This is a genomic window from Actinomadura sp. 9N407 (assembly GCF_044326315.1).
Classification (GTDB): Bacteria; Actinomycetota; Actinomycetes; order Streptosporangiales; family Streptosporangiaceae; genus Spirillospora.
In genome coordinates, this window is record NZ_JBIRAW010000007.1 from 18750 (window position 1) to 37377 (window position 18628).

The 18628-nt window shown below is 70.3% G+C and carries 18 protein-coding genes; 15 read left to right on the forward strand and 3 right to left on the reverse strand.

Features of this window, described 5'->3' with window-relative positions; genetic code table 11:
- Positions 1-48: 48 nt before the first annotated feature.
- The 14 genes from ACH34Q_RS12875 (at position 49) to ACH34Q_RS12940 (ending at position 12963) form a co-directional block, all read left to right on the forward strand.
- Entirely contained in the window at positions 49-1185 is a 1137-nt protein-coding gene (locus ACH34Q_RS12875) for a DUF2207 domain-containing protein (RefSeq protein ID WP_395983090.1), read from the forward strand.
- 90 nt (positions 1186-1275) lie between these two features.
- The gene (locus ACH34Q_RS12880) at positions 1276-2445 is read left to right on the forward strand and encodes a glycosyltransferase family 4 protein (RefSeq protein ID WP_395983091.1); all 1170 of its coding nucleotides are present in this window, start codon (positions 1276-1278) and stop codon (positions 2443-2445) included.
- 240 nt (positions 2446-2685) lie between these two features.
- The gene (locus ACH34Q_RS12885) at positions 2686-3102 is read left to right on the forward strand and encodes a hypothetical protein (RefSeq protein WP_395983092.1); all 417 of its coding nucleotides are present in this window, start codon (positions 2686-2688) and stop codon (positions 3100-3102) included.
- Positions 3103-3186: 84 nt separating this feature from the next.
- Complete coding sequence (locus ACH34Q_RS12890; protein ID WP_395983093.1) at positions 3187-3423, forward strand: AtpZ/AtpI family protein; 237 nt, start codon at positions 3187-3189, stop codon at positions 3421-3423.
- A 128-nt stretch (positions 3424-3551) separates the two neighbouring features.
- Positions 3552-4370 carry a F0F1 ATP synthase subunit A gene (gene atpB, locus ACH34Q_RS12895; RefSeq protein WP_395983094.1) on the forward strand — a complete coding sequence of 273 codons (819 nt, stop codon included), beginning with the start codon at positions 3552-3554 and terminating at the stop codon, positions 4368-4370.
- A 130-nt stretch (positions 4371-4500) separates the two neighbouring features.
- Positions 4501-4725 (forward strand): ATP synthase F0 subunit C, encoded by a 225-nt coding sequence (gene atpE / locus ACH34Q_RS12900; RefSeq protein WP_395983095.1) that lies wholly within the window; start codon positions 4501-4503, stop codon positions 4723-4725.
- Between the two features lie 37 nt (positions 4726-4762).
- Positions 4763-5332 carry a F0F1 ATP synthase subunit B gene (locus ACH34Q_RS12905; RefSeq protein ID WP_395983096.1) on the forward strand — a complete coding sequence of 190 codons (570 nt, stop codon included), beginning with the start codon at positions 4763-4765 and terminating at the stop codon, positions 5330-5332.
- Complete coding sequence (locus ACH34Q_RS12910; RefSeq protein ID WP_395983097.1) at positions 5329-6147, forward strand: F0F1 ATP synthase subunit delta; 819 nt, start codon at positions 5329-5331, stop codon at positions 6145-6147. Before ACH34Q_RS12905 ends, ACH34Q_RS12910 begins: the two co-directional genes overlap by 4 nt.
- A 115-nt stretch (positions 6148-6262) precedes the next feature.
- Positions 6263-7903 carry a F0F1 ATP synthase subunit alpha gene (gene atpA, locus ACH34Q_RS12915; RefSeq protein ID WP_395983098.1) on the forward strand — a complete coding sequence of 547 codons (1641 nt, stop codon included), beginning with the start codon at positions 6263-6265 and terminating at the stop codon, positions 7901-7903.
- A 5-nt stretch (positions 7904-7908) separates the two neighbouring features.
- Positions 7909-8802: a F0F1 ATP synthase subunit gamma gene (locus tag ACH34Q_RS12920; protein ID WP_395983099.1), complete on the forward strand. Its 894-nt coding sequence runs from the start codon at positions 7909-7911 to the stop codon at positions 8800-8802.
- A gap of 2 nt (positions 8803-8804) precedes the next feature.
- Positions 8805-10235: a F0F1 ATP synthase subunit beta gene (gene atpD, locus ACH34Q_RS12925; protein WP_395983100.1), complete on the forward strand. Its 1431-nt coding sequence runs from the start codon at positions 8805-8807 to the stop codon at positions 10233-10235.
- A gap of 121 nt (positions 10236-10356) precedes the next feature.
- Positions 10357-10743, forward strand: coding sequence for a F0F1 ATP synthase subunit epsilon (locus tag ACH34Q_RS12930; protein WP_395983102.1), 387 nt, complete (start codon positions 10357-10359; stop codon positions 10741-10743).
- Between the two features lie 201 nt (positions 10744-10944).
- The gene (locus ACH34Q_RS12935) at positions 10945-11406 is read left to right on the forward strand and encodes a DUF2550 domain-containing protein (RefSeq protein ID WP_395983103.1); all 462 of its coding nucleotides are present in this window, start codon (positions 10945-10947) and stop codon (positions 11404-11406) included.
- 63 nt (positions 11407-11469) lie between these two features.
- On the forward strand, positions 11470-12963 hold the full coding sequence (locus ACH34Q_RS12940) for a M28 family peptidase (RefSeq protein WP_395983104.1): 1494 nt from the start codon (positions 11470-11472) through the stop codon (positions 12961-12963).
- 12 nt (positions 12964-12975) lie between these two features.
- Here the strand turns inward: ACH34Q_RS12940 and ACH34Q_RS12945 are convergent, their stop codons facing one another.
- Both ACH34Q_RS12945 and ACH34Q_RS12950 read right to left on the reverse strand, forming a co-directional pair.
- A complete protein-coding gene (locus ACH34Q_RS12945) occupies positions 12976-13905 on the reverse strand; it encodes a DUF4097 family beta strand repeat-containing protein (protein ID WP_395983105.1) in 930 nt (309 codons plus the stop codon).
- Positions 13906-14015: 110 nt separating this feature from the next.
- Complete coding sequence (locus ACH34Q_RS12950; RefSeq protein ID WP_395983106.1) at positions 14016-14660, reverse strand: cob(I)yrinic acid a,c-diamide adenosyltransferase; 645 nt, start codon at positions 14658-14660, stop codon at positions 14016-14018.
- Positions 14661-14806: 146 nt separating this feature from the next.
- On the opposite strand from ACH34Q_RS12950, the gene ACH34Q_RS12955 reads away from it, so the two are divergent.
- Positions 14807-16384 (forward strand): GMC family oxidoreductase, encoded by a 1578-nt coding sequence (locus ACH34Q_RS12955; RefSeq protein ID WP_395983107.1) that lies wholly within the window; start codon positions 14807-14809, stop codon positions 16382-16384.
- Here ACH34Q_RS12955 and ACH34Q_RS12960 read toward each other — a convergent pair.
- Complete coding sequence (locus tag ACH34Q_RS12960) at positions 16381-18609, reverse strand: PQQ-binding-like beta-propeller repeat protein (protein ID WP_395983108.1); 2229 nt, start codon at positions 18607-18609, stop codon at positions 16381-16383. The genes ACH34Q_RS12955 and ACH34Q_RS12960 overlap by 4 nt on opposite strands.
- Between the last annotated feature and the right edge of the window lie 19 nt (positions 18610-18628).

Here is an 18628-nt window from a genome sequence, read left to right on the forward strand (position 1 = left end):
ATGGTAAACGGTTCGTTGCGCCGCGACAGGCGTCCCAACGGTGCGACCATGCCTGACGTGCGTGGCCGACTTCGGGGGTTGGCGGTCATCTTCGGCGTCCCGGCGCTGGTGGCCGCCGGCCTCCTGCTGCCCGTGAGCACCCTGCCCGCGAACGCCTCGCCCGCGGCGGCGGAGCCCCGGCCGGTGGAGAGCATCCCCGCGTACGACGTGGTGCTGACGATCGACCGCAAGGCGGTCCTGCACGTCCGGGAGACGATCACCTACGACTTCGACAGCGGCGGCGAGCACGGGATCGCGCGGCGCGTCCCGTACCGCCGCGGCGACCGGCTCTTCGGGATCCGCGACGTGCGGGCCAGTTCCTCCACCGGCGCGCCCTCCCGGCCGCGGACGCTGCGGCTGCTGAACGACGTGCAGATCACCGTCGGTACCCGGGGCCACAAGGTCACCGGCCGACAGGCCTACGTGATCGAGTACGAGGTGTACGGGGCGTTCACCCGGCGCGACCGCCCTACCGGGAAGGACCGCATCGGGCAGGGCAGTGCTCAGCAGGGCGGTGCTCAGCAGGGCGGTGCTCACCAGAACAGCGCGGAGAAGGGCTGGGCCGAGCTGCGCTGGGACGCCGTCGGCTCGGCCTGGGACGTCCCTATCGGGGAGGCGGCCGTACGGGTGCAGGCGCCGGTCCCACTGCACAAGGCGTCCTGCCGGGCCGGGACCCGGGAGGCCGCCACCCGCTGCCTGCGCGAGCGGGACGGCCCGTACGCGATCGGCTTCACCCAGCGCGGACTGCGGCCCCGCGAGGGCATGTTCGTCCGGGTCCGGCTGCCCGAGGGGGTGGTGGCGGTGCCGCCGCCGGAGTACGCGCGCCCTCGCTGGGCGGGCACCTGGTGGGGCACCGCCGCGATCGGTGTCGCGCTCGGAGCCGCCGTGCTGGTGGTCGTGCCGGTGCGGCGCGGGCGGCCGCTGCCGGGCCGGCGGGCCGGCGAGGCGCTGGCGGCGGCGGGAGCCTTGATCGTTCTCGCCGATGTCGCGGACGACACGGTGCCGCGCGGGCCCTGGGCGTTCTCGCTGGGTGACCTGGCCGTCGCCGGGCTCGCGGTCATGGTCGTCGGGGCCGGGATCGGGTATGCCCGCAGGGCGCGTCGCGGGGAAGGCGCGGCGACCGCTCCGGGGGAGGATTACAGTTGATCGGTACGGCGCGCCGCGAACGGACCGTTCGCGGCGGGCGTCGGAATCCCATGGGGCGATAGGCCGGTCCACGGAGAGGGGGCATGAGGCGTGCGGGAGTACCTGCTCACCATCCTCGTCGCCGCCGTGGTCGTCTACCTGCTGACCCCCGCCGTCCGCCGGTTCGCGGTGTGGTTCGGTGCCCAGGCCGAGGTCCGCGACCGCGACGTGCACGTGATCCCGACCCCCCGGCTGGGCGGGCTGGCGATGTTCGGCGGCATGGTGGCCGCGCTGGTGGTGGCCTCCGGGCTGCCGGAGATGCGCAAGGTCATCGCGAGCGGCGAGGTCAGCGTCATCAAGGCGCTGCTGCTGTCGGGCGGGCTGATCGTGCTGGTCGGGATCGCCGACGACCGCTGGGGCGTGGACGCGCTGACCAAGTTCGCCGGGCAGGTCGCGGCGGCCGGGATCTTCATCATGCAGGGCATCCAGCTGTACGTGATCCCGATGCCGAACGGGGAGACGCTGTCGCTGCCGCCGGCCTACGGGGTGCCGCTGACCGTCCTGATCGTGGTCGCCACGATCAACGCGGTGAACTTCATCGACGGGCTGGACGGGCTGGCCGCCGGCGTGGTGGGGATCGCCGCGCTGGCCCTGTTCTCGTACGCCTACCTGCTCTCCTACACCAACAAGATGACCACGCTCACCGGCGCGACGCTGACCGCCGCCGTGCTCGTGGGGATCTGCGCGGGCTTCCTGCCGCACAACTTCCACCCGGCCCGGATCTTCATGGGCGACACCGGCTCGATGCTGATCGGGCTGCTGCTCAGCGCCTCCACGATCATGCTGACCGGGCAGTTCGACCCGGCCTTCCTCGGCGCGTACGGGGAGAACCTGTTCCCGTTCTACGTGCCGCTGCTGCTGGTCCCCGCGGTGGCGGCGGTGCCGTTCATGGACATGGTGCTGGCGGTCTGGCGCCGTACCAACCAGGGCCGGTCCCCGTTCGCGCCGGACAAGCAGCACCTGCACCACCGGCTGCTGGAACTGGGCCACTCGCACCGCCGGGCGGTGCTGATCATGTACTTCTGGGTCTCGCTGCTGGCCGCCTGCCTGGTCGGTGTCTCGTTCACCAACTCGCTGGCGCTGGTGGCCTCGGTGATGGGCGTGGTCGCGATCGCCGGCCTCGCCGCGATGATCGCGGTGCCCCGGCTGGCCGCCCGCCGGGCCGCCCGGGCCGAGGCGGCCGCGCACCCCGTACCGGACCGTCCCCGGCAGCCCGTCTGAGTCGCCGCGCGGCATCCGCTTTTTGAGCGAACCACGGCTTGACCTGGGCTAGAGTCCCTGTTGTTCGTGCCGTGCCCGACCGGAGCCGGTGCCCGGGTCGGTGCCGTGTCCGGTGTTCGGGAACGCGCCGGTCGATCGGCCGCAACCCGTTACATCGAGGGTAATTGCGGACGTTCCGGACGCTTGTGATACCTTTCACGAACAGCCGACGAACACGATAAGTGACCAGCCGGAGCCATCATGCACTCTTCCGACGCCCGGATCCTCCGCGGCGCCGCGATCCCGTCAGGGCTCGCCGGTATCGCCGCCATCGCGGTGTGCTGGCTCCTGACCGGATCCAAGGGAGCGCTGGGCGCCGCGATCGGCACGATCGTCGTGATCGCCTTCTTCTCGATCAGCGTGATCGCGGTGAGCTACGCCTCGAAGATCTCGGCGCAGCTGATGTTCGCCGCCGCGGTCTTCAGCTACATCACCAAGCTCTTCGGGATGTTCGCCCTGATCATCGCCTTCGACGGTGTCACCGCGTGGAACCCCAAGGCCTTCGCCTGGACGGTGATCGCGCTCACCCTGGTGTGGATCGGTGCCGAGATCCTGACCACCACGAGGGCGAAGACGTCGTACATCGACCCCGCGCCGGCCGCCGACCGGGGACCGTGATGAACGCCTCCCGCGTACACCGCTCCCGCGAGTACTACGCCAATATGACCATCACGGAGGTGGCCTGCTATGGTCCGTCCTGCGATGAGCGAGCAGGGGCACCCGCCCGATCCGCGGTCCGGCGACGACGATCAGGGCCACCAGAACTTCACCAACGCCGCATGGTCCATACCCAGTTACATCATGAGCGGCATGGCGGTCTACGGCGGCCTCGGCTGGCTCCTGGACCGCTGGTGGGGCACCTCGGCGATGCTTCCCATCGGAGTCCTGGTGGGTCTCGGTCTGTCGCTCTACCTGATCTACGTCCGCTTCGGCCGCTGACGCCGCCGGCAGCGGGCCCGAGCACCACCGCCGACCGGGACTGAAGCCACGGCCCTCGGGCCCACCACGAAACGACCGACCTCTAGAGTCACTGACGAATCTAGAGTCACTGACGAAGGGACTGCCGCGTGAGTGCGCGACAACTCCTCGCCTCCCCGAGCGGGCTCGCCGCACCGGCCGGAGATGAGTTCAAGGCGCCCGGGACCGAGATCTTCGAGTGGGGCCCGCTGTGGGAGGGCGCACCCTCGTGGGTGACCAAGCCGACCCTCATCGCCACCCTTTCGGTGATCATCGTTGTCGGTTTCTTCTGGGCGGCGTTCAACAAGCCCAAGCTGGTTCCGCGCGGTGTGCAGAACGTCGGCGAGCTCGGCTACCTGTTCGTCCGCGACCAGGTCGCCCGGCCGATGATCGGCAAGGACGCCGACCGGTGGATGCCGTTCCTGCTCTCCACGTTCTTCTTCATCCTGGTCATCAACTGGATGGGCGTCGTTCCCGTCCTGCAGCTCCCGATCGCCTCGCACATCGCCTTCCCGATCGTGCTGGCCCTCGTGGTCTACGTGATGATGTGGGGACTGAGCATCAAGAACCAGGGCTTCGTCGGGTGGTTCAAGAACATGATGTTCCCGCCCGGACTGCCCAAGCCGCTGTACGTGCTGTACGCGCCGATCGAGCTGCTGTCGACGATCATTCTCCGTCCGTTCACGCACTCGGTCCGGTTGTTCGCGAACATGTTCGCGGGGCACCTGCTGCTGGCCTTCTTCGCGACCGTGGCCTACTGGTTCCTGTTCGAGAAGCTGACCGTCCTGGGCGCCGGCATCGGCGTGCTGGGCTTCGTGATGACCATCGTGATGACCGCCTTCGAGATCTTCGTCCAGGCGCTGCAGGCCTTCATCTTCGCGATGCTGGCGGCCTCGTACATCGGCGGCGCGATCCATCCGGAGCACTGATTCATGACCATCGAGTCACGAGCACCGGGCGCCGGGCACGGGCGCTGAACACAGACCATCCTGATCGACCCGATTCGAAACGCAAGCTCCGGTGGGAGGTTCCCCACCGGCCGAATGAGAAGGAATGTCAATGGGAACTCTCGCCGCCGTCACCGGTGACCTCGGCTCCATCGCGTACGGCCTTGCCGCGATCGGCCCCGGCATCGGCGTGGGCATCATCTTCGGCCAGGGCGTGCAGGCCATCGCCCGCCAGCCGGAACTGACCAACGTCATCCGGACGAACATGCTGCTGGGCTTCGCGCTGACCGAGGCGCTGGCCCTGATCGGTTTCGTTGTGCCGTTCGTGCACAACTGACCCTCCTGGCACTCACTGACAGGAAGGCGGAACCCTCATGACCAACCTGCTGGCCGCCGTGACGGTGGCACAGGAGGAGGGCGGGCACAACCCTCTGCTGCCCCATACCTCCGAACTGATCTTCGGCACGATCTCGTTCGCGATCGTGCTGATCCTGGTCGGCTGGAAGCTCGTCCCCCAGATCCAGAAGACGCTGGCCGAGCGGACCGACGCGATCGAGGGCGGGCTCAAGCGCGCCGAGCAGGCGCAGGCCGACGCCCAGTCCACGCTGAAGGACTACAAGGCCAAGCTGGACGAGGCGCGGCACGAGGCCTCGCGGCTGCGTGAAGAGGCCCGCGAGCAGGGCGCTCAGATCATCGCTGAGATGCGCGAGCAGGCCCAGGCCGAGGCGCGCCGCGTCACCGAGGCCGCGCAGGCCACGATCGAGGCCGAGCGGCAGGCCGCGCTGTCGTCGCTGCGGGCCGAGATCGGGACGCTGTCGGTCGAGCTGGCCGGCCGCGTGGTGGGCGAGTCGCTGGACGACAGCGCCCGGCAGAGCCGCGTGGTCGACCGGTTCCTGGAGGAACTGGAAGGCCGCGCGAGCAGCCAGGAGCCGATCTCATCATGACCATCACGGGAGCGGTGGGCAGGGCGTCCCTTGCGGAGGCCCGGGAGCGGCTGGAGACGGTCATCCCGAGCGCGGATCTGTCCGCGCTCGGTGGCGACCTGTTCTCGGTGCTCCGCCTGATCGACCGCGAGCACGGGCTGCGCCGGGCGGTGTCCGACCCCGCGCGGGACGGCTCCGACAAGGCGGCGCTCGTCCAGGGCCTGCTGGAGGGCAAGGTCTCGGCGGCCGCTCTCGAGCTGGTCGCCGACGTGGTCCGGCTGCGCTGGACCAAGCCCTCGGAGCTGTCGGACGCGGTGGAGACCCTCGCGGTCACCGCCGAGGCCGCCCGCGCCGAGGCCGACGGCAGGATCGACGACCTGGAGGACGAGCTGTTCCGGTTCTCCCGGGTCATCGAGCGGGAGCCGCAGCTGCGCGGCGCCCTGGCCGGGCCCGGGCTGCCGGCCGACCGCAAGTCCGGTCTGCTGGACGCCCTGCTGGAAGGCAAGGTCACCCCGGCGACCCTGACCCTGGTCACCGAGCTGGTGCTGCGGCCGCGAGGCCGTAGCCTGGAAGGCGGGCTCGCCGAGTTCGGCAAGCTCGTCGCCCAGCGGCGGCAGCGCCTGGTGGCGCTGGTGCGCAGCCCGGTGGAGCTGTCGGAGGCCCAGCGCGCGCGGCTCGCCGCGGTGCTGGCGACGGCTTACGGCCACGAAGTACACCTGAACATCGAGCTCGACCCCGGCACGATCGGCGGGCTGTCCATCCAGATCGGCGACGAGGTCATCGACGGCACCATCGCCGGCCGGCTGGACGACGTCCGGCGACGGCTCGCGAGCTGACCATGGCGTGCGAGCCGAACGTGCCGTCCGACGTGACCATGCTGTACGAGCTGACCATGCAGGGCGGGTTGACCATGCAGGGCGAGCCGACCCCTAAGGGAGCAAGAGAGGAATCATGGCGGAGCTGACGATCCGTCCGGACGAGATCCGGGACGCGCTGGAGCGCTTCGTCCAGTCGTACGAGCCTGAGGCAGCCGCGCGCGAAGAGGTCGGCACCGTCGTCGATTCCGGCGACGGTATCGCCCACGTCGAGGGCCTGCCCTCGACCATGGCGAACGAGATCCTCGAATTCGAGGACGGGACCCGTGGCCTGGCTCTGAACCTGGACGTGCGCGAGATCGGCGCCGTCGTCCTGGGTGACTTCAGCAAGATCGAGGAGGGCCAGAAGGTCCGCCGTACGGGCGAGGTTCTCTCGGTCCCGGTCGGCGACGGCTTCCTCGGTCGCGTCGTGGACGCGCTGGGCAACCCCATTGACGGCAAGGGCGCCATCGAGACGACCGAGCGCCGCGCGCTCGAACTGCAGGCCCCCTCGGTGGTGCAGCGGCAGTCGGTGAAGGAGCCGCTGCAGACCGGGATCAAGGCGATCGACGCGATCACCCCGATCGGCCGCGGCCAGCGGCAGCTGATCATCGGTGACCGGCAGACCGGCAAGACCACGGTCTGCGTCGACACCATTCTGAACCAGAAGGAGGCGTGGGACTCCGGCGACGAGAACAAGCAGGTTCGCTGCATCTACGTCGCGATCGGTCAGAAGGGTTCCACGATCGCCAACGTGCGCCGCACTCTGGAAGAGGCGGGCGCGCTGGAGTACACCACGATCGTGGCGGCTCCCGCCTCGGAGCCGGCCGGCTACAAGTACATCTCCCCGTACACCGGTTCGGCCATCGGCCAGCACTGGATGTACCAGGGCAAGCACGTCCTGATCGTCTTCGACGACCTGTCGAAGCAGGCCGAGGCCTACCGCTCGGTCTCGCTGCTGCTGCGCCGTCCGCCGGGCCGTGAGGCCTACCCGGGTGACGTCTTCTACCTGCACTCGCGTCTGCTCGAGCGCTGCGCGAAGCTGTCGGACGACCTGGGCGCGGGCTCGATGACCGGCCTGCCGATCATCGAGACCAAGGGCAACGACGTCTCGGCGTACATCCCGACCAACGTGATCTCGATCACCGACGGTCAGTGCTTCCTGGAGACCGACCTGTTCAACCAGGGCGTCCGGCCGGCGATCAACGTCGGTATCTCGGTCTCCCGGGTCGGCGGTTCGGCGCAGGTCAAGGCGATGCGCAAGGTCGCCGGTACGCTCCGGCTGGCCCTGTCGCAGTACCGCGACCTGGAGGCGTTCGCCGCCTTCGCGTCCGACCTCGACGCCGCCTCGCGTGCCCAGCTGGACCGCGGCGCCCGCCTCGTGGAGCTGCTCAAGCAGCCGCAGGGCAGCCCGTTCGCGGTCGAGAAGCAGGTCGTGTCGGTGTGGTCCGGGACGACCGGTGAGCTCGACGACGTCCCGGTGGCCGACATCCGCCGGTTCGAGAACGAGTTCCTCGAGCACGTGGAGCGCACCGAGGCCGGTCTGCTCACCTCGATCCGCGAGACGGGCCAGCTGTCCGACGATGGTCTGACCACCCTGAAGGACTCCGTCACGGAGTTCAAGAAGGGCTTCGAGACCACCGAGGGCCGGCTGCTGGCAGCCGAGGACGAGGCGGTCGAGGCCATCTCCGACGAGGCGGTCGAGCAAGAGACGATCACCCGCGTCAAGAAGGACTGAGCGCGATGGCACAGCTTCGTCAACTGCGGCAGCGGATCAGGTCGGTCTCCTCGACGGCCAAGATCACGCGTGCCCAGGAGATGATCGCCACCTCGCGGATCGTCAAGGCGCAGCAGGCGGTGGCGGCCTCCAAGCCGTACGCCGACCAGATCACGCAGGCGCTCTCGGCGCTGATCAGCCACCATGTCGGCATCGCCCACCCGCTGCTCAAGGAGCAGCCGGAGGACAAGCGGACCGCGGTACTGATCATCACCAGCGACCGGGGGTTCTGCGGGGCCTACAACGCCAACGTGATCCGCGAGGCCGAATCGCTCATGAAGGCCCTGCGCGAGCAGGGCAAGGAGCCGGTCCCGTACGTCGTGGGCAACAAGGGCATCACCTGGTACCGGTTCCGGGACCGGGAGATCGTCCAGGAGTGGCGCGGGATCAGCGACCGGCCTGACTTCGCCAGTGCGGAGCAGATCGGCCGCAGGCTCGCCGCGGACTTCCTCAAGTCCGACGCCGAGGGCGGCGTCGGGGAGATCCACGTGGTCTACACCGAGTTCGTCTCGATGCTGACCCAGGCGGTTCAGGTGCGCCGGCTGATCCCGCTGGAGATCCACGAGACGGACCGGACCACCGCTCCGCCCGCGTACGAGTTCGAGCCCACCGCCCAGGCGGCGCTCGACCTGCTTCTGCCGAACTACATCGAGAGCCGCATCTTCCACATGCTGCTCCAGTCCGCGGCCGCGTTCCACGCGTCCGTGCGGCGGGCGATGAAGTCGGCGACCGACAATGCCAATGAAATGATCGAGGTCTACACGCGCCAGATGAACCAGGTGCGGCAAGCCGCGATCACCCAGGAAATCAGCGAGATCGTCGGTGGCGCTGACGCGCTCGCCGATTCTGGCGGGGAGTGAGAATGACTGCACAGGTAGAGACGGTGACCGCGACCGGGCGCGTCGCTCGGGTCATCGGCCCGGTCGTCGACGTGGAGTTCCCCGCGGATGCCCTCCCGGAAATCTACAACGCGCTCAACATCGAGGTCACCCTCGGCAAGGAGACCCGGACGCTGACCCTTGAGGTCGCCCAGCACCTGGGCGACAACATGGTCCGCGCCATCTCCATGCAGCCCACGGACGGCATGATCCGCGGCGCGTCGGTGTCCGACACCGGGAAGTCCATCCAGGTCCCGGTCGGCAACGTGACCAAGGGCCACGTGTGGAACGCGCTGGGTGACTCCCTGGACGTCCCCAAGGCGTCCCTGGGGGTCACCGAGCACTGGGGCATCCACCGCAAGGCTCCGCCGTTCGACCAGCTCGAGTCCAAGACCGAGATGCTGGAGACCGGCATCAAGGTCATCGACCTGCTCACCCCGTACGTGGCGGGCGGGAAGATCGGCCTGTTCGGCGGCGCGGGCGTCGGCAAGACGGTGCTCATCCAGGAGATGATCACCCGTGTCGCGCGGAACTTCGGTGGCACCTCGGTGTTCGCCGGCGTCGGCGAGCGGACCCGTGAGGGCAACGACCTCTGGGTCGAGATGGAAGAGGCCAACGTCCTCAAGGACACCGCGCTGGTGTTCGGCCAGATGGACGAGCCGCCGGGCACCCGCCTGCGGGTCGCGCTGTCGGCGCTGACGATGGCCGAGTACTTCCGGGACGTCCAGAAGCAGGACGTGCTGCTGTTCATCGACAACATCTTCCGGTTCACCCAGGCCGGGTCCGAGGTCTCCACGCTGCTGGGGCGGATGCCCTCAGCGGTGGGCTACCAGCCGACCCTGGCCGACGAGATGGGTGTGCTGCAGGAGCGGATCACCTCGACCCGCGGTCACTCGATCACCTCGATGCAGGCGATCTACGTGCCCGCGGACGACATCACCGACCCGGCACCGCACACCGTGTTCGCCCACCTGGACGCCACCACGACGCTCTCTCGGGCCATCACCGAGAAGGGCATCTACCCGGCGGTCGACCCGCTCGACTCGACGTCGCGGATCATGGACCCGACCATTCTCGGCCGGGAACACTACGACGTCGCCCAGGAGGTCAAGCGGATCCTGCAGAAGTACAAGGAGCTGCAGGACATCATCGCGATCCTCGGCATCGACGAGCTGTCCGAAGAGGACAAGGTCACGGTGAACCGGGCGCGGCGCATCGAGCGGTTCCTGTCGCATCCGATGTACACCGCCGAGCAGTTCACGGGTCAGCCCGGGATCACGGTGCCGCTGAGCGAGACGATCGAGTCGTTCAAGGGCATCTCCGAGGGCAAGTACGACCACCTGCCCGAGCAGGCGTTCTTCATGTGCGGCAACGTCGAGGACGCCGAGCGCAAGGCCAAGGAGCTGGAGAAGTAGTCCGCTCCCGCGCGGCGCGCCCGGACCGGGGCACCATCCGGTCCGGGCCGCCGCCGGGACGGCTCTCCAGCCGGAACCGCTCTCGTAGCCGGAGGACGCTCCAGTAGTCGGAGGAATGAACGTGGCAACTCTGAAGGTCGCCCTGGTCGCGCCCGAGCGCGAGATCTGGGCCGGCGAGGCCAAGATGGTGGTCGCGCAGACCATCGAGGGCCAGCTCGGCATCATGCCGGGCCATGCCCCGGTGCTGGGCGTGCTGCTGGACGGCAGCGTGGTGAAGGTCGAGCCGGCCGACGGCGGCGAGTGGATCAGCGCCATGGTCGGCAGCGGGTTCTTCTCCATCGCCGACGACGAGGTGTCGATCCTGGCCGAGCAGGCCGAGCTGGGCAGCGAGGTCGATGTCGCGGCGGCCCGGCAGGCACTGCAGGACGCGCTGGCCGAGGCCGGCGCGGACTCGACGTCCGAGCGGCGGGCCCGCGCGCGGCTGCGCGCCGCCGGCAGCGAGGCCTGACCGGCGCCGCATCGCGCGGCGCCTGGACGGCGTTGAACGACGAAGGCCACGGGCGGTCCCGATCACGGGGCCGCCCGTGGCCTTCGACTTGTCCGGCCTTCGGTTTAGATGGGGTCCTGTCCACGGCGGTGACGCCGGGGCTGTAGGCTCCAGCAAAACTCGGCGGGGGCGATCCCGCCGACGAGAAGCTGGCGGGGGGACTTGGGCGGGCGGCTGGCACTCGATGCGGGCGGTGTGCTCGCCGCTGTCGTCCTGCTGGTCGCGCTCGCGTTCGCCCTGATGTCGCTGCGGCGCTGGCTGTTCGTGCGCGGCGGCGGCGCGGTGGAGTGCAGCCTGAGGGTGATCGCCGAGGGAGGCGTACCCGGCCCCTGGCGGCTGGGCATCGGCCGTTACAAGGGGGACGTGCTGCACTGGCACCGCGTCTTCGGATTCCGCAGGAGGCCTCGGCAGGTGATCCACCGCCGGGGCCTTGTCGTGTCCAACCGCCGCCGCCCCGAGGGCGAGGAGGCGGAGGGGCTGCTGCCCGAGGCGAACGTGATCGAGGTCAGGGACGGCGACCTGACCGTGGAGCTGGCGATGGGCTCCGCGGCCCTGACCGGCTTCCTCGCCTGGCTGGAGGCGGCACCACCCGGATTCCCCGTGGACCTCTATCCCTCTGACTGACACGTTCGAGTCACCACTCGTGACCATGAGTGAGCGCATGCGTGCCCGGGGATGATCGTGTACGTGCGTATCCTCGCGATCGGTACCGCTGCCCTGCTGCTCTCCGTTCCGTGTCTCCCCGCGCTGGCCGTCCCGGTCTCCGAACCCGAGCCCGACCTGGCCCGGCTGGTCGGGATCGCGGCCGTTCACCGGCATCTGGACGCGTTCCAGCAGATCGCCGACGCCAACGGCGGCAACCGGGAGGCGGGCCGTCCGGGCTACGACGTCTCGGTGAAGTACGTGGTGAGCCGACTGCGCGAGGCCGGCTTCGTACCGCAGGTCCAGGAGTTCGACTTCGATCTGTGGGAGGAGACGTCGGCGGCCGTCCTCGCCCAGACGGCCCCGGAGCAGCGGACGTACAAGCCCGGTACCGACTTCCAGACCATGAAGTACTCGGGGTCGGGCGATGTGACCGCGCCGGTGGTGGCCGTGGACGTCCCGAAGGCGGGCGAGGCCGGAACGGCGGGCTGCGAGAGCGGGGACTTCGCCGGCTTCGCGCCGGGCTCCATCGCGCTGATCCAGCGCGGGACCTGCGCCTTCGAGGACAAGGCGGCGCACGCCCAGCAGGCGAAGGCCGCCGGGGTCGTGATCTACAACCGTCCCGGCGAGAAGGGGCTGGTGAACGGGGCGCTGGGACGGCCGTTCACGATTCCGGTCCTGGAGACCACCCGCGCGGTGGGGGAGGCGCTGGCACGGGCCCGGGGGCTGAAGCTGCGGATCAAGGCCGACACCGTCAACGGCAAGCGGCGGGCGTCCAACGTCATCGCCGAGACCCGGCACGGCCGCGACGACAACGTGGTCGTGGTGGGCGCCCATCTCGACGGCGTTCCCGAGGGCGCGGGCATCAACGACAACGGCACCGGCTCGGCCACCCTCCTGGCGCTGGCCGAGGAGATCGGGAAGCTGGGCCGGGACGGCCTGCGCAACAAGGTGCGGTTCGCCTGGTGGGGCGCCGAGGAGCAGGGCCTGATCGGCTCGGAGCATTACGTCGAGTCCCTGGGCGAGGCGGGCCGCGCGAAGATCGCGCTCAATCTCAACTTCGACATGCTCGGCTCGGTGAACGGGATCCGCGGCGTCTACGACGGCGACGGCTCGCTCGGTACCGGTACGAAGCCGCCCGCGGGCTCGGGCGCGATCGAGAAGCTCTTCCGGGAGTACTACGCCGGGCGCGGGCTGCCGACGGTGGAGACCGAGTTCAGCGGGCGGTCCGACTACGGGCCGTTCATCGAGCACGGGATCCCGGCCGGCGGGCTGTTCAGCGGCTCGGACGGGCTCAAGACCAAGGAGCAGGCGGCGCGCTTCGGTGGCACGGTGGGCCGCCCGTACGATCCCTGCTACCACGCCGCCTGCGACTCGATGGCGAACGTCGACCGGGCGCTGCTCGACAGCCATGCCGACGGGGTCGCGTTCGCCGTCCAGCGGCTGGCCGCGAGCACCCTGCGGGTGAACGGCGAAGCCCGCCGGTCCCGGCCGGAGCGGCGGGTACGGCGGGCTCACGGCCACGCTGGACGCGAGTGACGTGCCGGAGGTTCAGGGCCGCTCGGGCGCCTCTGGCGGCTCGGGCGCCTCGGGCGGCTCGGGCATCTCCGGGACACCGGGCCGGCCGTCGCGGTCGCCGAGCGCGTTGACGTCGACCGAACCGGAGTTGGTGTTGATCTTGATCCGGTGCGGGGAGGCGCTGTCCCGGCGCAGCGACGGGGAGATCTCCTGCGAGCCCGAGTCGCTCGCCAGGTCGAACGCGTACGGCCGGTCGGCGGGCAGCCAGACCTTGACGGAACCGGAGTCGTTGTCGACGTCGAGGCTGGTCGGGGATGTGAGCAGGTTCAGCCTGGCCATGCCGGAGCTGGACCGTACGGTCACCCGGTCGCTGCGCAGCCCGTCGGCGTCGATCATCCCGCTGTCGGCGGTCAGGGAGGCCGTGTCGGCGGTGCCCGTGACCAGGACCTTGCCGGAGTCGGCGTGCACGCTGAGCGTCTTGGTCCGGACGCCCTCGGCCTTGATCGAGCCGGAGTCGGCCTCCAGCCGCAGGCTGTCACCGGTCAGGCCGGTGACGGTGAGGCCCCCCGAGTCGGTCTGCACCGCGGCCATGGTCGCCTTGGGCACCTCGATCCGGTAGGAGATGGCGCAGCCGTGCCCGATCCCGATCACCTGGTTCGCGCAGACGGTGCTCAGCGACAGCATGCCGCCTTCGGTCTTCCGCTCGGTGCGCGGCTTGTTCCTGGAGTTGGACCAGGTCCGCCGCTCCTGGATCCGCACCGTGTCGGAATCGGTGCCCACGACCTCGACCTTGCCGCTGTCGCCGTCGATGTCCAGCCCGGTGAACGTCCCCGGAACGTCGTAGGACCGCGTCTCGTGCGACTTGGTGTTGAAGAGGTTCACTTCGCAACCGGCCATCCCGCTGGTCGCCAGGAGTGCCGCCGCCCCGGCCAACACCACCAAGCCGCTCGTAAGGGTCTTCACGTTCACTCCTGGATTAGCCGGATACCCCCGTACGCTTCACAGCTTCACACCCGGACCCCTGGGCGGGACAGGTGGCGAGCCAGCGTGTGCATGGTGGGGTTATCCCCACCTCAGCGTTCGCCGCCGGGCTTCCAGAGCACGTCGCCGTGCTCGGCGTTGGCCACCCGGCACAGGATGAACAGCAGGTCGGAGAGCCGGTTGAGGTAGCGGGCGGCGAGCGGGTTGACCCCGCCGGCACCCGCGCTCTCGGCGCCTTCGGAGTTCGAGGTGCCGACAGGAGTGGATCCGTGCGCCTCGATGGCGGCCCACGCCGAACGCTCGGCGCGCCGCGACACCGTACGGGCGATGTGCAGCAGGGCGGCCTCGCGCGAGCCGCCCGGGAGGATGAAGCTGCGCAGCGGCGGGAGGGCGGCGTTGTGCTCGTCGCAGGCGGCCTCCAGGAAGTCCACGTACGAGGCGTCCACCCGCAGGGGCGGGAACTCGGGGTCGGGAACGACCGGTGTGGCGAGGTCGGCGCCCACGTCGAACAGATCGTTCTGGATCCGGGTGAGCAGGGCCACGAGCGGCTCGGGCAGCGAGCCGAGCGCGATGGCGGCCCCGATCGCGGCGTTGGCCTCCTCGGTGTCGGCGTACGCCGCCAGCCGGGGATCGGTCTTGGCGGCCCGCGACATGTCGCCCAGGTCGGTCGTCCCGGCGTCCCCGGTACGGGTGTAGATCTTCGACAGTACGACCGGTGTCTCCCTGTTCTTCGCCATGCCCCACACCCTATTTGCCGTGCTCTGGATCCGCCGTGCCGGGAGGTGACGGCGGGGGCGGTCGGGACATCATGACTGAAACGGGATTCGGTAGGGTTCCCGTACTCTGAGCGATTCGTCCGGGGGAGCAGAAGGCGGAGGCGGCCGTGACCGAGCAGGCGTACGACCACATCATCGTGGGAGCGGGCAGCGCGGGCTGCGTCCTCGCCGCCCGGCTGACCGAGGACCCGGGCACCCGGGTGCTGCTGCTGGAGGCGGGACCGCGGGACGACGCCCCGGAGATCCACATCCCGGCCGCCGTGGCGAGCCTGATCAAGGGCCCGTACGACTGGGACTACACCACGGTCCCGCAGGAGCACGCCGCCGGCCGCGGCGTGTACTGGCCGCGCGGCCGCACCCTCGGCGGCAGCTCGTCCACCAACGCGATGATCTACATTCGCGGGCACCGGCACGACTACGACACCTGGCGCGACTCGTACGGCTGCACGGGCTGGGGGGCCGCCGATCTCAAGCCGTACTTCCTCAAGGCCGAGGACCAGCAGCGCGGCGCGTCCGAGCACCACGGCACCGGCGGGCCGCTGCGGGTGGAGGACCTGCGCTACAAGCACCCCCTCACCCGCGCGTGGGTGCAGTCGGCCACGCAGTACGGGCTGGCGGCCAACAGCGACTTCAACGGCGCCGAGCAGGACGGCGTCGGCTTCTACCAGGTCACCCACAAGGGCGGGAAGCGCTGGTCGACGGCCGACGGCTACCTGCGGCCAGCCCTCACCCGTCCCAACCTCACGGTCGTCACCGACGCGCTGGCCACCCGGGTCCTGATCGAGAACGGCCGCGCGGTCGGTGTCCGGTACGAGCGGCGCGGCGTGCCGGTCGAGGCCCGCGCCGAGGCCGAGGTACTGCTGTCGGGCGGCGCCGTCAACAGCCCGCAGTTGCTGATGCTGTCGGGCATCGGCCCGGCCGACCACCTGCGCGAGCACGGCATCGACGTGATCGCGGACTCGCCCGTCGGGCAGGGCCTCCAGGACCACCCGTTCGTGAACGTGATGTTCGCGACGCCCCGCGTCAAGGGGCTGTGGGAGCTGGCCAACGTCCGCAACTTCGCGCTGTACCAGGCCGTGGCGCGGGGCCCGTACGCCTCCAACGTGGCCGAGGCGGGCGGCTTCGTCCGTACGGTCGACGGGCTCCCGGCCCCCGACCTGCAGTACCACGTGCTGCCGACGCCGTTCATCGACCAGGGCCTGGTCGAGCCGTCGCAGCGGCTGCTGTCGGTCATGGCCACGGCGATCGCGGTCGCCAGCCGGGGCTCGCTCACGCTGCGCTCGGCCAGCCCGCACGCCAAGCCCCTGATCGACCCGGCCTACCTCTCCGACAAGGCCGATCTGGACATCCTGGTCGCGGGCGTCCGGCAGGCCCGCGAGATCGCCGGTACGGGCCGGCTGGCCGCGGTGGTCGGCGGCGAGTGGGCACCCGGCGAGCAGGTGGACGACGACGCGGCCATCGCCGACTTCGTCCGCCGCGAATGCGCGACCCTGTTCCACCCGACCAGTACCTGCGCGATGGGCGGCGAGAACGCGGTCTGCGACACCGAGCTGCGCGTACGCGGCGTCCAGGGGCTGCGGGTCGTGGACGCCTCGGTCATGCCGTCCGTACCGCGCGGCAACACCAACGCCCCCACGATCGCCATCGCCGAACGCGCCGCCGACCTCATCCGGGGGCGCGCCTAAGAGTCCACGGTCGACGGTGGACGGACCGCGCGGATCGTGGTGGGCTTGGTCGCCGTCGTAGGCCCGGCGGCGAAGTAGAGGACGTCGTCGTCGGTCACGAGATCGCGGACCTTCATGCCGGTGATCTCGTGCACGACCTTCCCGGTATGCGCGTCGTACGACAGCACGCCCGTCTCGGTCGCCAGATGCACCCGCCCGCCGGCCTTCACCGGGACGAGGCCGGTGGCCCCCTTGACGGGCTTCTGCCAGCTCGCCTGGCCGGAGCCGATGGCCATCCCGTACAGCTGGTCGACCCCGTTGAAGATCACGGCCCCGGCTCCCGCCATCACCGGCCGGTACAGGTCCGCGCCGTCCCGGCCCCTCGCGCTCAGCCCGCCGCCGAGGCTGAGCGACGACATCTTCCGCCCGGTGCCGCCCTCAAGCTGAAGGACGACGTCGCCGGGCCCCGGACACAGGACCAGCGGCCCCAGCGCCGTCGGCACCCAGCCGTTCGTCGTGCCCTTGGGGGACGGGTTGGCCACCGCCCACAGGCGCTTACCGTTCCCGGGATCGAGGGCGTGCAGTCCCTGCTCGGAGGAGACGTAAACGGCGCTGCGCCCCACCACGGGCATCCCGGTGAACCTGTCCTGCGACTTGTACGTCCATACGCGGGCGCCGGTCGTGGCGTTGTAGGCGGTGAGATCGAGCCCCGCCGCGATGTAGAGCGTGCCCTCGGCATGCGCCGGACTGGGGAAGATCTTCGTGCTGGTCTCGTACGTCCGCTGCGGCCGGCCCGTCGCCACATCGGCCGACATCACGACCGGCTTCATCGTCCTGGTATCGACACCCCCGACGAACACCGACCCGGAACCCGTGACGACGGGCACGCCCAAGGGAGCGTCGAACGGGAGGTTCCAGCGCTCCTTGCCGGTCTTGAGGTCGAACGCGTACAGGAGCTGGATCGAGCCGGACATCGCACTCACATAGACCAGGCCGTCCGCGATGTTCCGGATGGCGGTGATGCTCGGGGCGAACGGGGTCTTCCAGCGTTCCTTGCCCGTCTTGGCGTCGAGCCCGTACAGCGTCCGGGGGGAGCCGCTCGCCATCACGACCACACCGTCCCCCAGGACCGGGCCCTGCGAGACCTCACCGGGGACCTCGAACGTCCACAGCTCCTCGGCATCGCCCATCGCGTCGTCGCCGTTCAGCAGCCAGGCCGCACCCGCGGTCCCGGCCCCGGCGATCCCGACCCCGGCCACGGCGAGGCCGGCCATCAGCACCCGCCGCCGCTTCACCGGCTTCCTCGCCGCCTGCGTGCCGTGCGTTCCCGGTACGGGCGCGGTACGGAGCGGCCCCTGGGGAACCTGGGTGCTGTGCGTGCCGATGTCCTCCGCCACGGAGGGCGGCAGCCACGTCACGCCGTGCGGAGCCGTGTGCTCGGGCAGCCGGGCCACGAGCCATCGCAGGATCTGATCGAGTGCGGGCCTGCGGGCCGGGTCCTTGTCCAGGCAGGCGGCCAGCATCCGTCCCAGCTCCGCGTCGGCCACCCCTGCCAGCCGCGGTGCCTCGTGCATGATCCGGTAGATCATCGCGTGCATCGGCCCCGTACCGAACGGCCCCGCACCCGTCGCGGCGAAGACCAGCACCGCCGCCATCGAGAACACGTCGCCCGGTGGCCCCGACTGCTGCATCGCCGCCTGCTCGGGCGCCATGTAGCCCGGCGAGCCGACCGCCATGCCCGACTGCGTGATGGCGCTCGCGTCGGTCGGCCGCGCGATCCCGAAGTCGATGACGCGCGGCCCCTCCGGCGTCAGCATCACGTTGGACGGCTTGAGGTCCCGGTGCACGACGCCCGCACGGTGTACCGCCGTCAGGCCCTCCGCCAGCGACGCCGCGAGTGCCGTGACGGCGGCCGGGGGCAGCGGGCCGTGCCGTGCCACCGCTGCTTCGAGCGACATCCCGGGCAGGAATTCGGTCACCAGCCACGGGTTGGGCGCCTCCGGGTCGGCATCGACGACGGCGGCGGTGAACGCCCCGCTGACCGACCCCGCCGCGGTGATCTCCCGCCGGAACCGGGCCCGGAAGTCCGTATCGCCCGCCAGTTCCGCGTGCACCACCTTGACCGCGACCATGCGCCCGCTCGGCGACCGGCCCAGGAACACCTTCCCCATGCCGCCGGCCCCCAGCCGGGCCAGCAACTGGTACGGGCCCACCCCTTCGGGATCCTCGGCCTGCAACGGCTCCATTCCCGCTCCTCTCGCGCTC